13 protein-coding genes are annotated in these 15,478 nt (G+C 42.2%); 10 read left to right on the top strand and 3 right to left on the bottom strand.

What is annotated here, in order from left to right; genetic code table 11:
• Positions 1–21 precede the first annotated feature (21 nt).
• On the bottom strand, positions 22–522 hold the full coding sequence (locus NSQ70_RS18270; protein ID WP_041092634.1) for a DUF1433 domain-containing protein: 501 nt from the start codon (positions 520–522) through the stop codon (positions 22–24).
• 115 nt (positions 523–637) lie between these two features.
• Here NSQ70_RS18270 and NSQ70_RS18275 point away from each other — a divergent pair, with 115 nt between their 5' ends.
• The 3 genes from NSQ70_RS18275 to NSQ70_RS18285 all read left to right on the top strand — a co-directional run bounded on the left by NSQ70_RS18275 (position 638) and on the right by NSQ70_RS18285 (position 4,304).
• Complete coding sequence (locus tag NSQ70_RS18275; RefSeq protein ID WP_341043060.1) at positions 638–2,122, top strand: lipase; 1,485 nt, start codon at positions 638–640, stop codon at positions 2,120–2,122.
• Positions 2,123–2,134: 12 nt separating this feature from the next.
• Positions 2,135–2,545 (top strand): hypothetical protein, encoded by a 411-nt coding sequence (locus NSQ70_RS18280; protein WP_024720438.1) that lies wholly within the window; start codon positions 2,135–2,137, stop codon positions 2,543–2,545.
• An 82-nt stretch (positions 2,546–2,627) separates the two neighbouring features.
• Complete coding sequence (locus tag NSQ70_RS18285) at positions 2,628–4,304, top strand: hypothetical protein (protein ID WP_342502339.1); 1,677 nt, start codon at positions 2,628–2,630, stop codon at positions 4,302–4,304.
• 15 nt (positions 4,305–4,319) lie between these two features.
• On the opposite strand, the gene NSQ70_RS18290 is transcribed toward NSQ70_RS18285, so the two are convergent.
• A complete protein-coding gene (locus NSQ70_RS18290) occupies positions 4,320–5,219 on the bottom strand; it encodes a LysR family transcriptional regulator (RefSeq protein ID WP_024720440.1) in 900 nt (299 codons plus the stop codon).
• A gap of 171 nt (positions 5,220–5,390) precedes the next feature.
• Between NSQ70_RS18290 and NSQ70_RS18295 the strand changes: the two genes are divergently transcribed.
• The 7 genes from NSQ70_RS18295 to NSQ70_RS18325 all read left to right on the top strand — a co-directional run bounded on the left by NSQ70_RS18295 (position 5,391) and on the right by NSQ70_RS18325 (position 14,985).
• Positions 5,391–6,386 (top strand): LacI family DNA-binding transcriptional regulator, encoded by a 996-nt coding sequence (locus tag NSQ70_RS18295; RefSeq protein WP_342502340.1) that lies wholly within the window; start codon positions 5,391–5,393, stop codon positions 6,384–6,386.
• A 172-nt stretch (positions 6,387–6,558) separates the two neighbouring features.
• The gene (locus NSQ70_RS18300; RefSeq protein WP_050826774.1) at positions 6,559–7,824 is read left to right on the top strand and encodes an extracellular solute-binding protein; all 1,266 of its coding nucleotides are present in this window, start codon (positions 6,559–6,561) and stop codon (positions 7,822–7,824) included.
• Between the two features lie 145 nt (positions 7,825–7,969).
• Positions 7,970–9,208 (top strand): sugar ABC transporter permease, encoded by a 1,239-nt coding sequence (locus NSQ70_RS18305; protein WP_045033662.1) that lies wholly within the window; start codon positions 7,970–7,972, stop codon positions 9,206–9,208.
• Position 9,209: 1 nt separating this feature from the next.
• Complete coding sequence (locus NSQ70_RS18310) at positions 9,210–10,052, top strand: sugar ABC transporter permease (RefSeq protein WP_007497274.1); 843 nt, start codon at positions 9,210–9,212, stop codon at positions 10,050–10,052.
• A gap of 11 nt (positions 10,053–10,063) precedes the next feature.
• Positions 10,064–11,272, top strand: a complete 1,209-nt coding sequence (locus tag NSQ70_RS18315; RefSeq protein WP_342502341.1) for a glycosyl hydrolase 53 family protein — start codon at positions 10,064–10,066, stop codon at positions 11,270–11,272.
• A gap of 23 nt (positions 11,273–11,295) precedes the next feature.
• Positions 11,296–13,362, top strand: coding sequence for a beta-galactosidase (locus NSQ70_RS18320; RefSeq protein WP_342502342.1), 2,067 nt, complete (start codon positions 11,296–11,298; stop codon positions 13,360–13,362).
• Positions 13,363–13,656: 294 nt separating this feature from the next.
• The gene (locus NSQ70_RS18325; RefSeq protein ID WP_024720446.1) at positions 13,657–14,985 is read left to right on the top strand and encodes a citrate:proton symporter; all 1,329 of its coding nucleotides are present in this window, start codon (positions 13,657–13,659) and stop codon (positions 14,983–14,985) included.
• A 44-nt stretch (positions 14,986–15,029) separates the two neighbouring features.
• Here the strand turns inward: NSQ70_RS18325 and NSQ70_RS18330 are convergent, their stop codons facing one another.
• Entirely contained in the window at positions 15,030–15,458 is a 429-nt protein-coding gene (locus NSQ70_RS18330; protein ID WP_024720447.1) for a DUF4064 domain-containing protein, read from the bottom strand.
• Positions 15,459–15,478: the final 20 nt, after the last annotated feature.

Below are 15,478 nucleotides of genomic sequence, written 5' to 3' on the forward strand. Positions count from 1 at the left end.
GGTAGGTGATTACCTGTTTTATTATTTTTCTCCAATATCTTTAAGATACTGTTCACGTTCTTTTTCGGAGAGTCTTTTAAGATAGTTTTCCTTTAGTTCAGGTTCATCTTTGAATTTATCCCAGTCTTTAAATCGATAAGATAATTCAGGAGAAAAAGTCATGGTACCTACTTCCTTAGATCGGTATTCTAATGATGCAGAGAAGTCATACTTTTCTGGGTTACCATTAATATACCCTCTAATTATTATATAACCCATTGGATTAACATTTACTCCCTTATCGAACGTAATGGTTTTAATAAAGTTGTGAATATCTATTTTATGTAAACGTTCTTCTACTTTCGGTTTCATTTCTTCTGCGAATTCTTTTGCTTGTTCTAAATCGTTCTTCTCTTTCACGATTGTTTCACCTTCTGATTCATTCAATTTTTTTTCTTTATCTTTTTGAAAAACAAGTGATAATACTAGAATAAAAACGATAGTAATCAAAACAATCAGTACAACCTTAAATGTCTTTTTCACAAAAAATATCCCACCTTTTAAATATTCAACCGATAGGTTTTTATACCTTTTTTTATAGATATTTACCATACAATATCTTATAATATACATGATAATTATTACAGGAGTGTAAATGTTGGCCAAAAAATATGCAATTAATCAACTTAGCGATAAAGAATATAATGAAATATCATCAGCCTCTTATGATATCTTCAACTATGAAAATTCTAAAGATATACACTTGAAAAATGGTAAAATAATGTATGTTGTTGACCACCAAGAAACAAAAAAAGGGCTTAACTCACTAACCCTTGTATCAGAAGAAGATTTCGAGCGCTCCGATGGCGGAAAAGACCTCACCAAAATCAAAAACGCCGTCATCGCCTACCGCGGCTCAGAACCGATTGGGGCAGGCCAATATAAAGATACCATTAAAAAACATGGAAAAAAAGAGTCAGATGATCTTCTTTCTACCATTTTGACAAAGCTGCCTCCTTTTAGCCAGTCACAGACGTCAAAGGAAGTCACGACGAAGATGACGACAGGGACAACGACCTATACAAATGAGATTGTACAAGATTGGTTGATTTCAGATACGAAGTATTTGATTAAAAATATCCCCTTTGAACACGGTGCAGAGAATCAAATGGTGCAGGCGGACCGGTATGCGAAAGAGATCCATAAGAAAATGCCGAATGCGAAGATGTATGTGACAGGGCATTCACTTGGCGGATCAAATGCTTCCTATGTTCTTGTCAAAAATGATTTTATTCAAGGCGGGGTCACCTTTGAGAATCCGAATATTTATCCAAATCTATCGGATGGTCTGCAAGCCAAAGCATTAAAAGGTGATTACCGTAGTAGATTAACAGAATATATCAATCTCAATGACGGACTTTCTCTCTTAAATCGTCATACGACAGAAATCGGTCGTGTGAAAGTGATGTATGATGCCGCTTTACCTGAAGGCGTCGATTACACTGAGGACTCCTCAAAGGCCGTCCAATTTATGAAAAATCTCCTCAATCGGGCAATGAGTGTGAATCCATCACTTGATGCGAATTTATTTCTTGAAGCCCTCGCCGGCAGCCATGGCTTAGACCGGTATTCCTTTTCGTCAGATGGCTCCGTTCAAACCATTGATGATATGTTGAGAAAAAACCCTTCTCTCACTGCCGCCATGTTACATCAATTGAGCCAATCAAATGTTCACCCGCAAAGTGTGGTAGCGATTTTAATCAAGTCGCATGTTCTCATGAACACAGGTCGTAAATTCTCCACATATGCCGAGCACCATATGCAGCAAATCATTCGTAAAATTGAGAAACTCGATGACAAAGTGGATCAATCGGTGGAACGCGTCCGTTCAAGATACAAACAAATTGTCGGTTTTGGTTCGTATGACCAGCTGACGGCTTCAGATGTGGATGCTGTGATTCGCCACTTAAAAACAGAGGGTCTTGAAAATGAGTTCTATTCGGTCAAAAAATATGATGCAGCGATTGATCATGCGATGGATATGAAGAGGTGGATGGACTCAATATCAGATGATATGAGCCAGCTAGGAAAACAATACCACGATGCAGATACAACCCTTGCCAAGAATATGGGGATTTCTTAAGGAGTACGACAAATGGAATTTTCAAAGAAACAACCAACAGACGCAGATCGTTTTTTGCAGAGAGTCACAGATACGCATACATCTAGCTCCATCTTCTCTCAAGCAAACTTTAACACGGAAGATATGACACCAGCAGAGCTGGCTGCTTTGAAGGCAAAGATCAAAGAAGAACAGAAAACAGCGCTGATCAGAGCCATCCGACATCAACTTCAAAATGAATTTGCAGAGGATCGCCAAGAAGCCAAAAAAATAGTAGATCTGATTGATGACCTTCTGATTAACGTGTACAAACATCAAAGGAACATCCAAACCCATATGTCAGGTGAAGCCATTGACGCCTTAATCGAAAAAATTGAAAAAAGACTCACATTTTTTGAGCTGAAAGAAGATGTTCAATCAGCCATTGATTCGATCGGCATTTAAATGAACCTTCCATCCGGTGAATCTTTTCCCCGTCTCACTCGTATATACTAAAAGAGTGATTGATTTGAAAGGAGTTCTGTTTGTGGGATATATGTTGTTATTTTCGGTTGTGATCGGTTTTGTCCTGACCCTTTTGCTCACACCACTCAGGTTAATCGTTAGAAAGAAAGGGACTGAACAACAGGTGCCGCTTATGTGGATTGCGGGACTGGCACTGCTGTTTATCATCGGGATTTTCGGCTTCTACTACATCACCAATTTAGACCGCAACCCATCATCACTGTGGCTCATTGGACTTGTTGTGACAGCAGCAGGTGCCTTTTTATCAGTGGGATTGGAGCGGAAGATCAAAGGCGTATTATTTCTCATTTTATTGCTGCTCGGTGTTTATATGGCAACCGCTTTTCTATTCAATGCAAATGAGAAATTCGACGTGTCTAAAATGGAGCAAAAAGTCGAAATCAAAGCGTTCGATGAGACAGAGACACCTGCGAGTGTACCACCGCAATTTGCTCGCAATAAGATGAAGAAATCGTTCGGACAGGTGCCAAACACGAGTTACTACGAGCTTGGCAGCTTGCAAATTCAGAAGGTCAATGGTGAGTATGTGTATATCGCACCCGTCGAGTTCTCCGATTTCTTTAAATGGATTCGTTCTGGTAGCACACCGGGTTACTTTACACTAAGTGCGACCGACTCATCTGCCAATCCAAAGTTTGTGAAAACCGAGATGGTCTATACGCCTTCTTCCTATTTCAATAAGGAAATTGAGCGGCATATCCGTCTTCAGTACCCAGATTTGATTTTCTATGGAGACACGCAGCTCGAGATCAATGATGATGGCAAGCCTTATTACATCCAAACATTTGGAGATTTCATCTCTGCACGAAACGGGTTTAAAGCTTCAGGTGTGGTTGTTGTGGATGCCAAAACAGGTGAAACGAAGAAATACGCCTTAGACAAAGTACCAGCCTTTATTGATGGCGCTGTGTCACCAGAGGCCGTCAGTCTGCAAAATAGTTACTTCGGCAACTATGTACATGGTTTCTGGAACAGTATGTTTGGAAAATCAGATGTGAAGCTGCCTTCAGACGAGGGAACGGAAGCCAATGTAAGTCCGGTGTTTGATTCAAAAGGGGATATGTATTACTTCACAGATTTCACCAGTCCAAAAGAGGGCGTTGATTCCATGCTCGGGTATGCACTAACAAATGCCCGAACAGGAAAAGCCACGTATTATACGGGTAATCTTGAAGAATCCTACATGGATTCACAGGGAGCTTTGCAAATTATTGAGAAACGATTTATCGAGAAGAAATGGAAGGGCCGCATGCCGATTCTTTATAATTTCTACGGGGAAGCCAGCTGGCTTACACCTGTTCTCGATTCAAACGGATTCCTGCAAAACTACTTTATTGTTTCGGCAGCCAATCCTGAAATCGCCGCATACGCTTCTACACCAAACGAAGCACTAAGAGCCTATAAAACTGCTCTTCAAAAAGGCGGCGGTACCGTCAATAGTTCATCAAAGCAAGAAAAGAAAGAGTCAACAGGCAAAGTGAAGAGGGTGTATAAAGAAAAGACCGGTGATTATACAACCGTCACCTTCTTACTAGACGATGGGAAAAACTACACCATGTCATCTGAAAAAGAGCCTCTTATTATTTATTTAAAAGAAGGCGATCAAGTCAACATGAAGTACACAGATACAGGTGAGATTTTCCTACCAGTCGATGAAATCAACATCAAAGGGTTATAAAAAAAGACGTTTCTCCTACTGCGGAGAAGCGTCTTTTTTCTCTTTTCTCAACAACTCAACAAGCAATTCCTTATTTTTATTCCCACCTGTCATCGGGGATTCGATATAGGAAAATGTCCGTTTAAAGTCCATTCCCCTCACAGAAATGACAGCCAATTCCCCGCCAATGCTGCCCCGCTGGAGGACATATTTAGATAAAACAGACAGCCCCATTCCATGAATGACAGCTTCTTTAATCGCTTGATTGCTGCTAAATGTCACAAAGGTCCGCGCTTTCAGTCCATTTGATTTCAGGACGTGCTGTAAGTATTCTCCTGTCCCAGATCCTTCTTCTCTTGTGATCCATGTTTCATTTTGCAATTGATCAATGGTGACATCCTTTTTCTTTGCAAACGGATGGTCTAATGGGGCAACGATATACAGTTCATCCTCTAGGAACGTTTCTACAGAGAGTTCTTTGTCATTGGTTTGTCCTTCAATCAGTCCGATGTCGACATGGAACAACCGAACATGTCTAGCGATCGCCTCTGTATTATCAATGACTACCTCAATATCAACATGCGGATAGAGCTGATGAAATTGTGCCAAAATTTGCGGCAGCACATACTCCCCAATGGTAAAACTCGCTCCAATCGTGAGCTTCCCTCGTGCCAGATGATGATGCTCATAAATATCCTGCTTCGCCTGTTCATATAAACGAATGATTTGTTTTGATCGATGGTACAGCATATCCCCAGTTGGCGTCACCGTTAATTGCTTTGGCGAACGATTGAGCAGAACCGTCTGAAATTCCTGCTCCAAGTTCTTAATGTGAAGACTGACACTCGGTTGAGAAATCCGTAGCTTCTGAGCTGCTTTTGTAAAGTTTTTCTCTTCTACCACTGTCACAAATGTCTTCAGTGCATCATAATACATCTGTCCCTCTCCTATCAGAAATCTTAATCCTACATCTTCAATACATATATCTTACTAATTCCTTTCCAACTCGTAAAGAACAGCCTAAACCAATCAATTTAATAAAAATATTTACTAATTTTTTTAAAGACTCTATACTGAAAGGAGATATTTTCTATAGGAGGTGCTGACTTGGCAGCTAAAATAAAGGACATTGCGGAAAAAGCCGGATTATCCATCGCCACCGTGTCTCGCGTACTGAACCAAGATCCCAACCTATCGGTTACGGATCAAACACGTGAGAGAGTATACGCGGCAGCAGAAGCTTTGTCCTATCAAAAAAAGACATTCAAACATTCACTAAAAAAAATTGCCTTTCTCTATTGGATGACCGAAAAAGAAGAGCTTGAAGATATTTATTTCAAATCCATTCGTCTAGGCATTGAGGAACTCACCAATACCAGAAGCTTAAATGTTACCGCTTACAAACCATCTGATGGTCTTCAATCGATTGATTCTTCTACAGAAGGCATCATCGCCATCGGTCGATTTAAAAAAACTGAGCTTGATCAATTATATGCGATCACAAAACATATCGTCTTTATTGATACATCACCAGATGAAGACCGCTTTGATTCTGTGAAACCAAACCTGAAACGAATTGTAGAAAAGATTATCGATTCTTTTATCGAAAAACAGCACACATCCATCGGATTTATTGGCGGGACAGATCTTGATCTCAATACAAATAGGCGGATTCCAGATATTCGTGAAACGACCTTCCGCCAGTACATGACAGCACACAACAAACTGGATGAACAATTGGTCTATATCGGTCACCACTTCTCTGTAGATGAAGGCTATTCATTGATGATGAAGGCGATCGACGAGCTTGGCGATCACCTACCAACCGCTTTTTGTGTCGCAAGTGATCCTCTTGCGATAGGCTGTTTACAAGCATTAAATGAACGCGGTTTTTCTTTACCAAATCGAGTGAGTGTCTTTAGTATCAACGATATTCACGTCTCTCAATATGTGTCACCACCGCTCACAACTTATCACATCCATACCTCTTTACTTTGCGAAACAGCTGTCGATTTACTTTTAGAAAGACTGGTTGATGGCAGAACATTACCAAAAACCGTGCTGATTGCCTCAGAACCTGTCTTTCGGAAAAGCACGATATAAACAGCTGGAAGGCCTGCCATATATGGTGGGCTTCTTTTGTCTTTATTTCAGTAAAAAATTTTACTTAATAAATTTAATAAAATGTGTTTACTTTTTTTACTCAAGTTGATATTCTCACATTAAGAAAGCGTTTTCTTATCATCTGTGAAAAAAGAACGAGAGGGGATTACGAATGAAAAAGGGAAAATGGGCGACATTATCGGCAGTCGTTGGTACTGCTGTGCTGCTGCTGTCAGCATGCGGACCAGGAGATGACAATTCAAGCGGTACACAGCCGGCATCTACAGGTACAAAGACCTTGCTAGTGTGGGAGGATGTCAAAAAGTCTGATGGGATTCAAGACGCCGTCAAAGAATTTGAAAAACAAAACGACGTGAAAGTCAAAGTAGTCGAAAAAGCATATGCCGACCAAATTGAAGCGCTTCGTCTTGATGGCGCAGCCGGCACTGGTCCAGATGTCATCACCATGCCTCACGACCAAATTGGATCAGCTGTCACAGAGGGATTGTTACAAGAAATCAAACCAGATCAAAAAGTAATCAATTCCTTCACAGACGAATCGATTCAATCACAAACGGTAGATGGTAAGCTATATGGCCTGCCAAAATCCGTTGAAACCACTGTGCTTTTCTATAACAAAGACCTTGTCAAAAAGGCACCAACGACACTCGATGGCTGGTATGACCTTTCGAAAAAGCTGACAAAGGACGGGAAATACGGTTTTGTTGCGAAGTGGGATGAAATTTATTACGCAGAAAGTGTATTAGGCGGTTCAGGTGGCTATATTTTCAAACAGAAAAACGATGGTTCTTATGACGTCAATGATATTGGTCTTAATAACGATGGTGCCATCGAAGGCGGAAAATACATTCAGACATTCTTTAGCGAAGGACTTTTCCCGAAAGGCATCATTGGTGAGCAAGGAATCAATGTCCTCAATTCCTTATTCACTGAGAAAAAGGCAGCGGCTGTCATTTCTGGTCCATGGTCATTTGGTCCTTATAAAGAAGCGGGTATCGACTATGGCGTGACGGAACTGCCAACACTCCCTAACGGAAAACATATGAGCTCGTTCTTAGGTGTAAAGAGCTACAACGTCTCCTCTTATTCTAAAAATAAAGAACTTGCCGAGAAATTTGTTGAGTTTATCACGAACGAAAAAAATTCGAAAAAGCGCTTTGAAGTCACAGAGGAAATTCCACCAGTGAAAAAGCTGATGAAAGACCCAGTCATTACTGAAAACGCTAATGCGGATGCTGTTTCAAAGCAAACGAAATATGCCACACTGACACCGAACAATCCAGAAATGGCAGAGGTGTGGAAGCCGATTGACAGCGCATTAGGGCTGATTGCGACTGGCCGTACCGATGTGAAAAAAGCATTTGATGATGCGGTCAAACAAATCGACTCGCAAATTAAAGCGAATCACTCCAAATAAACACCAAGCGCAGGTAGCTGTTCATCTGTCATGCTGCCTGCACTTGATCTAATTTCATATGAAGTAGGTGTTAGACGTGACGGGTAACCTTGAACTAGACCGCACACACATAGTGGAATCAAAGACACACCGGAGACGGGCGCTAATGTTCTCTCTTATACCCGGGATGGGGCAAATATACAACAAACAGTATGGCAAAGGGGCACTCTTTTTCCTGTTTGGCGTTTCTTTTCTACTTGTGTTTTATGATTTATTCAATATTGGCTTCTGGGGGCTGTTCACACTTGGTACGATGCTGCCTCGTGACAACTCTGTTTTCCTTTTAGCAAAAGGAATTATTGCACTTTTAACAGCTGGATTTGGCATCGGTTTTTATGTACTCATGATACGAGATGCATTTATGAACGGAAAGAAACGTGATCAAGGGGTTCCGCTTCATTCCATCCGTGCTCAATACCATCAGCTCATCGACCAAGGCTTTCCTTACTTAATGAGCACTCCTGCTTTCTTTTTACTTCTATTCTCTGTTGTCTTTCCTATTATGTTCAGCTTTGCGCTGGCCTTTACAAACTATGATTTATACCACTCGCCTCCTGCCAATCTCATTGATTGGGTAGGCATCAAAAACTTTCAAAATATCTTTTCAATCGATATTTGGAGAGACACATTCATTGATGTACTAGGCTGGACGGTCGTATGGACGTTGGCTGCATCGACCCTTCAATGTGCTGTCGGCATTTTCCTAGCGGTTCTGCTCAATCAAAAAGATTTAAAAGGAAAACGGTTTTTCAGAACGATTTTGATTCTGCCGTGGGCTGTTCCAGGATTTGTGACCATTTTGGTGTTTGCTGGATTGTTTAACGACACGTTTGGTGCGATCAACAATACCCTTTTTGCATCGATTGGAATTGATCCAAAACCATGGCTGACAGATCCATTTTGGAGCAAAATCGCTCTTATTGCGATGCAGACTTGGCTTGGTTTTCCTTTTGTGTTCATTATGACAACTGGCGTTTTGCAGGCCATTCCTGAAGATTTATACGAGGCTGCAACCATTGATGGGGCAAATTTCTTTCAGAAATTCCGTTCCATCACATTACCGCTTGTCCTCTATTCAATTGCACCTATATTAATCACGCAATATACGTTTAACTTTAACAACTTTAATATCATCTATTTATTTAATGGCGGAGGACCGCCTGTGGCTGGCTCAACTGCTGGGGGCACAGACATCTTGGTGTCTTGGATTTACAAACTGACGATGCAATCTTCTCAATATGCACTCGCTGCCGCTGTTACGATCTTACTGTCAATCTTCGTCATTGCCATTGCACTTTGGCAGTTTAAGAGAACGAATTCATTCAAAGAGGAGGACATGATGTGATATGGGATCAAAACAAAATAAGCTCATTCGCCTGAGTATCACTTATTTCATCCTTTTCATTGCCTCCGTTTGTATTCTATATCCACTCCTTTGGACGATCGGCGCTTCCTTTAATCCTGGGAACAGCCTGATGAGCACAAGCATGTTTCCGAAGAATCCAACGTTCAGCCACTTTACAGAACTCTTCTTCGGTCAGGGAGCACTTTATGCAAAATGGTATTGGAACTCAATGAAAATCAGTATTGCGACTATGCTCTTAACGTTGATACTTGTCAGCTTTACAGGTTATGCCTTTTCTAGGTTCCGATTCAAAGGACGCAAAAATGGACTGATGCTCTTTTTGCTGCTGCAAATGATTCCTCAATTTTCAGCGCTGATTGCCATATTTGTATTGGCTCAAATGCTTGGACTCATTAACAGCCACCTCGCATTGATTTTGATTTATGCAGGCGGACAAATTCCGATGAATACGTATTTAATGAAAGGCTATCTTGATGCGATTCCAAAGGATCTCGATGAATCAGCCAGAATGGATGGCGCAGGGCATTTCCGGATTTTCATCCAAATTATTATGCCGCTTGCCAAGCCGATTTTAGCCGTTGTTGCCATCAACTCATTTACAGGACCGCTCGGTGATTTCATTATCTCCAGTGTCATTGTCCGCTCACCCGAAATGTATACGCTCCCAATCGGTCTATACAATCTTGTATCAGACAAAATGGGTGCTAGCTACACGACCTTTGCAGCAGGGGCTTTACTCATTGCGATTCCAGTTGCTTTATTGTTTCTTGTTTTACAAAAACAATTTGTATCCGGCCTCACACAAGGCGGGACAAAAGGATAAGGGGAGATTTGATGAAGAAATGGTTGCTTGTCACTGTTGTCGTTTTCTTTCTGATGGGGTTAGGTATTCTGCCTGAAGCAAAGGCTGATTCGATTTCGGTGAAACCGATCAATGGATTGCAAGGTGATTTCATCAAAGGAGCCGATATCTCCATGCTCGCAGAAGTGGAGCGAAGCGGCGGCAAATACTACAACCAAAACTGGCAGCAGGTTGATCCGCTCAAGCTATTAAAAGAGAAAGGTGTCAACTATGTGCGCATCAGACTCTGGAACCATCCATACGACAACCAAGGCCGTGCCTATAACGGGGGGACAAACGATTTAAATACCGCCATTTCTCTCTCGAAACGTGCAAAAGCACAAAATATGAAAGTGCTGCTTGATTTTCACTACAGTGATTTCTGGACCGATCCCGGTAAACAGTTCAAACCGAAAGCTTGGACCAATCTCTCCCAAAGCGATTTAGAAAAAGCTGTTGGCACTTACACAAGCGATGTACTTAAAGCGATGAAAGCACAAAATGCCCTACCAAATATGGTACAGGTCGGGAATGAATTAAATTCAGGTATGCTTTGGCCGAACGGAAAGAGCTGGGGTGAAGGCGGCGGTGAATTTGACCGACTCGCTGCTTTGCTAAAAGCGGGGACAAATGCTGTCCGCTCTGTCGATTCAAACATCAAAGTCATGCTTCATCTTGCACATGGAGGGGACAATGGCGCATCTCGCTGGTGGTTTGATGAAATCACCAAACGAGGCGTTTCGTTCGATACGATCGGTTTATCTTACTACCCGTATTGGGACGGGGGATTTAGCGGTCTTACTAACAACATGAATGATATTAGCGCCCGCTATAACAAGGATGTCATCGTGGTAGAAACCGCCTACGGCTTTACAACAGCAAATGGTGACAACCTCGATAACTCATTTAACCAAGATTCAGTCAATACGGCCGGTTATCCAGCATCACCACAAGGGCAGGCATATTTTATAAGAGATCTATCAGAAAAAATTTCACAAGTAAAAAACAATCGCGGGAAAGGGTTCTTTTATTGGGAGCCGCTTTGGATTCCAGCAAAAGGTGCGCCATGGTCTAGTCAATACGGGCTCGCTTATATTCAAACAACCGGCACAGTCGGGAATGCTTGGGAAAATCAGGCCATGTTTGATTTCAACGGAAAAGCCCTGCCTTCTCTTGATGTATTTAAACAAATGACACCGTAATTAAACAGATAGGACGTGACAAAATGGGAAAGCGTTACCCACTCGTTCACCCAAATGTGAAAGGCTTTTTGCATGGTGGCGACTATAATCCTGATCAATGGCTTCATATGCCGGAGATCATTGACGAAGATTTTCGATTAATGAAGCTTGCACACTGTCAAACATTCTCTATCAACATTTTCGCTTGGAGCAAGCTCGAGCCAAAAGAAGGGGAATATGATTTTGCCTGGCTGGATGATATCATGGACCGCTTGGCAGCGCAGGGAGCTCACGCCATTCTCGCCACGCCAAGCGGAGCAAGACCTGCTTGGCTCTCGCAAACATATCCAGAAGTCTTACGCGTTGAAGCAAACCGCCAGCGCAACTTACACGGACTTCGCCATAATCATTGCTTCACCTCACCGGTTTATCGAGAAAAAACGAATACACTCAATCGTTTGCTTGCTGAACGCTACAAGGACCATCCAGCGCTGATCATGTGGCACATTTCAAATGAATACGGCGGCGAATGTCATTGTGATCTTTGCCAAGAAGCATTTAGAGACTATTTGAAAGACAAATACAACCATGACCTTGAAGCTTTGAATCAAGCATGGTGGACGGGATTTTGGAGCCACACCTTTACCGATTGGTCACAAATCGAGTCACCAGCACCTCACGGGGAGCACATGATTCACGGCATGAACCTCGATTGGAAGCGTTTTGTCACAGCGCAAACGATCAATTTTTATCAAAATGAAATTGAACCGCTACGAGAATTAACACCTCATGTGCCAGTAACCACCAATTTTATGGGCGACTATCCACATATGCGTCCATTCCTTGGACTGGACTATCATCAATTTGCAAAAGAAGTCGACGTGATCTCATGGGATAGCTATCCAGCATGGCATAGCGGCAGAGAATCCACTGCAGAATTAGCGTCAAACGTCGCCTTCGTTCACGATTTGTATCGTTCATTAAAGGGCGGTCAGCCGTTTCTTGTGATGGAAAGCACACCAAGCCTCGTGAACTGGCATGAAGTGAATAAGGTGAAGCATAAAGGAATGGCACACCTCTCTGCCATGCAGGCGATTGCCCACGGGTCCGACTCCGTCCTTTATTTCCAGTGGAGACAAGGCCGGGGCGCCTCTGAAAAATTCCACGGCGCTGTTGTGGATCATTCAGGACATGAACACACGCGTGTGTTTCAAGAAGTCGCTGATTTAGGAAAACAGCTGGAGCAGCTTCAGCCGATTGCGGGTACATCCGTTCAACCAGAGGTCGCCATCATATATGATTGGGAAAACCATTGGGCAATTGATGATGCGCAAGGCTTAAATAATACCAACAAACGCTATGTAGAGGCTTGCCAAACTCACTATCGCAGTTTCTGGAAAAAGGGTATCCCTGTTGATATTGTCGGGATGGAAAAGGATTTCTCATCTTATCGAGTGCTTGTTGGACCAATGCTCTACATGATCAAACCAGGCGTGGCAGAAAAGATCGAAGCATTTGTCAAAGAGGGTGGCATTTTTGTGGCAACGTACTGGAGCGGCATGGTTGATGAAAACGACCTCTGTTTCCTCGGTGGTTTCCCTGGCCCTCTCCGCCATGTACTTGGTGTTTGGGCAGAGGAAATCAACACATTGATGCCAGATGAACACGTTTTAATGACCACAGGAAATGGACGCACCTACCATGTCGGGCAATATTGCGAATCCATTCACCCAGAATCAGCCTCTGTGTTAGGGCATTTTGAGAATGGCTGCTATGAAGGACAGCCTGCCCTTACTGTCCGTCCATTTGGCAAAGGGAAAGCATACTATATGGCTTCTGAAAATGAGCAAGCGTTTTATGATGATTTTTACGAAGATCTCATCACAGGAATAGGGATAAAGCCGATCCTCTCTTCTTCAATTCCAGAGGGAGTCAGCGTCCAAAAACGAACAGATGGATCGCAGGACTTTGTGTTCATGATGAATTTTACAGAACAGCAACAGAACATTTCACTAGATTCATCGGAAAGCTATGAAAATATGCTGACTGGACAGCATACATCTCAACGGTTACAACTGAATCCTTACGAATACGTTATTTTGAAAAAATAGTGTGAAAGAAGCGTCCATCCAAAGGGCGCTTTTTACTTTTTGTTGAATCTAAATACCTATATATTTTTTCCCGGTAGTAGATTGTCAATAGAAGTATTATTTTTTATCTAAATTTTTTGACATATTGAACACCGCACCATGATTGGCCTCGCCATCCTTTTTTACCATTGTATAGGTATGAAAGCGGTTGCCTAATACTCATATTTTTGATACTCTTTTTTTCAATGCAAATGTGGGATTGCATTGGTAAAAAAACAAACAAATGTAAACGGTTTATTGTAGGGGGAGGGGCTTATGTTAACGTTTGTTGGATTGTTGATTATTTTAACGATTGTTGTTTTGCTGATTTGGGGGAAAGCAAGTCCAATTGTCGCCATGGTCATGGTGCCTTTAATAGGGGCGCTCATCGCAGGATTTGGTATCAATGACATTCAAACTTTCTTTGAACAAGGGATTATCAAAGTTTTGCCAGTGGCGACCATGTTTATCTTCGCCATTTTATTTTTTGGCATTTTACAAGATACAGGGTTCTTTGAACCTGTAATTAAAGCGTTAATCAAGCTGACAAAAGGGAATGTTGTCACAGTTGCGATGGGAACTGCCTTGATTGGAGTCATCGCACACTTAGACGGAGCAGGCGCTACAACCTTTTTATTAACTGTACCTGCACTGCTTCCACTTTATAAAAAATTACATATGAGTCCTTATTTATTGCTATTGTTAATCGGGACGAGTGCTGGATTAACCAATATGATTCCATGGGCTGGCCCCACAGGACGGGCAGCTAGTGTCCTAAATATGGACCCATCTGAACTGTGGGTACCGCTTATTCCCATTCAGCTGATCGGGGTCGTGCTCGTATTAGGAATGGCATTCATTTTAGGAAAAAGAGAAGAAAAACGAATTCGGGTGAAAATCGCAGCAAATGAAATAGCTGCTGTCCAATTAGAAGGCGCCGATTGGGATCGTGCTATTCAATCGATCAGCGAAACAGGCGATGCGTCTTTAAAGCGTTATCACTTAATGTGGGTCAACCTCATTCTATTTTTAGCTGTTGTTGTCCTTCTCGTGCTGAACGTGATTCCTGCTAGTTATATGTTTATGATTGGTCTTTCACTAGCACTTCTGATTAACTTTCCAAATGTAAATGTACAAATGGAGCGAATTAAGGCGCATGCCCCGAGTGCACTAATGATGGCAGCTGTAATTTTCTCCGCAGGTTCTTTTTTAGGAATTCTTGAAGGAACGGGCATGCTGAAGGCGATTGCAGTGGACAGTATTCACATTTTGCCAGCTTTCTTACTGCCATTTTTACATATCATTGTGGGGATATTTGGGGTTCCGCTTGATATGCTGACAAGTACGGATGCCTATTATTATGCACTTCTGCCGATTGTCGAATCGATTACATCAGAGGTTGGCGTGTCAGGGACATCTGCGGCATACGCCATGATGATTGGAAATATCATCGGCACCTTTGTGAGCCCCCTTGCACCTGCTGTATGGCTTGCCATCGGTCTTGCAGGGGTCGATATGGGGAAACATATCCGCTACTCCTTCTTTTGGATGTGGGGGTTCAGTATCGTTTTACTCATCATCGCCAAACTGATTGGCATCATATAAAAAGAAAGACATGCGCAAACCAGCGCATGTCTTTTTCTTTTGAATTATGAAGGATATTCACTCGTGTGAATGTCTGTTTTCGGTTTTCTAATGAGTGACATCAATCCAACGATTAGCAACAAGATCATCGGAACGAAAGCAAGACCAACAGTTCCAATTAAAAGAGTCACAGCGGAAACCAAGAAAAGAATACCAGAAAGCACGGCACGGCGGTCTGTTTTCAAAACAATCACACCAACAAGGGCTAAAACAGCCGCAATTGCGGAAACAACCATAAACTGAACGCCAAAGGCATGAACCGATGCCTCGAGTGTTTCAACTGGCAAGGCGCTGCCTTCCTCTTTTAACACTTCATTCAATTCTTCATAAACTGCTGGGTCCACAGAAAGCATCAACGCCCCAAAACCAACACCAATTACGTTGAGGACAATACTGATAATCCCCATAATTTTTTCACCTTTACGCTTAATCATTGATAGAAACCTCCTAAAAA

The sequence above is a fragment of the Bacillus sp. FSL R5-0397 genome (assembly GCF_038593395.1).
GTDB lineage: Bacteria > Bacillota > Bacilli > Bacillales > Bacillaceae > Bacillus > Bacillus altitudinis.

What these genes read in the sequence shown, in the direction of transcription:
- NSQ70_RS18280 (WP_024720438.1), top strand. Translation starts at nt 2,135, where the DNA reads ATGGAATTTTCAAAGAAACAACCAACAGACGCAGATCGTTTTTTGCAG.
- NSQ70_RS18290 (WP_024720440.1), bottom strand. Translation starts at nt 5,219, where the DNA reads ATGTATTATGATGCACTGAAGACATTTGTGACAGTGGTAGAAGAGAAA.
- NSQ70_RS18300 (WP_050826774.1), top strand. Translation starts at nt 6,559, where the DNA reads ATGAAAAAGGGAAAATGGGCGACATTATCGGCAGTCGTTGGTACTGCT.
- NSQ70_RS18305 (WP_045033662.1), top strand. Translation starts at nt 7,970, where the DNA reads ATGTTCTCTCTTATACCCGGGATGGGGCAAATATACAACAAACAGTAT.
- NSQ70_RS18310 (WP_007497274.1), top strand. Translation starts at nt 9,210, where the DNA reads ATGGGATCAAAACAAAATAAGCTCATTCGCCTGAGTATCACTTATTTC.
- NSQ70_RS18315 (WP_342502341.1), top strand. Translation starts at nt 10,064, where the DNA reads ATGAAGAAATGGTTGCTTGTCACTGTTGTCGTTTTCTTTCTGATGGGG.
- NSQ70_RS18320 (WP_342502342.1), top strand. Translation starts at nt 11,296, where the DNA reads ATGGGAAAGCGTTACCCACTCGTTCACCCAAATGTGAAAGGCTTTTTG.
- NSQ70_RS18325 (WP_024720446.1), top strand. Translation starts at nt 13,657, where the DNA reads ATGTTAACGTTTGTTGGATTGTTGATTATTTTAACGATTGTTGTTTTG.
- NSQ70_RS18330 (WP_024720447.1), bottom strand. Translation starts at nt 15,458, where the DNA reads ATGATTAAGCGTAAAGGTGAAAAAATTATGGGGATTATCAGTATTGTC.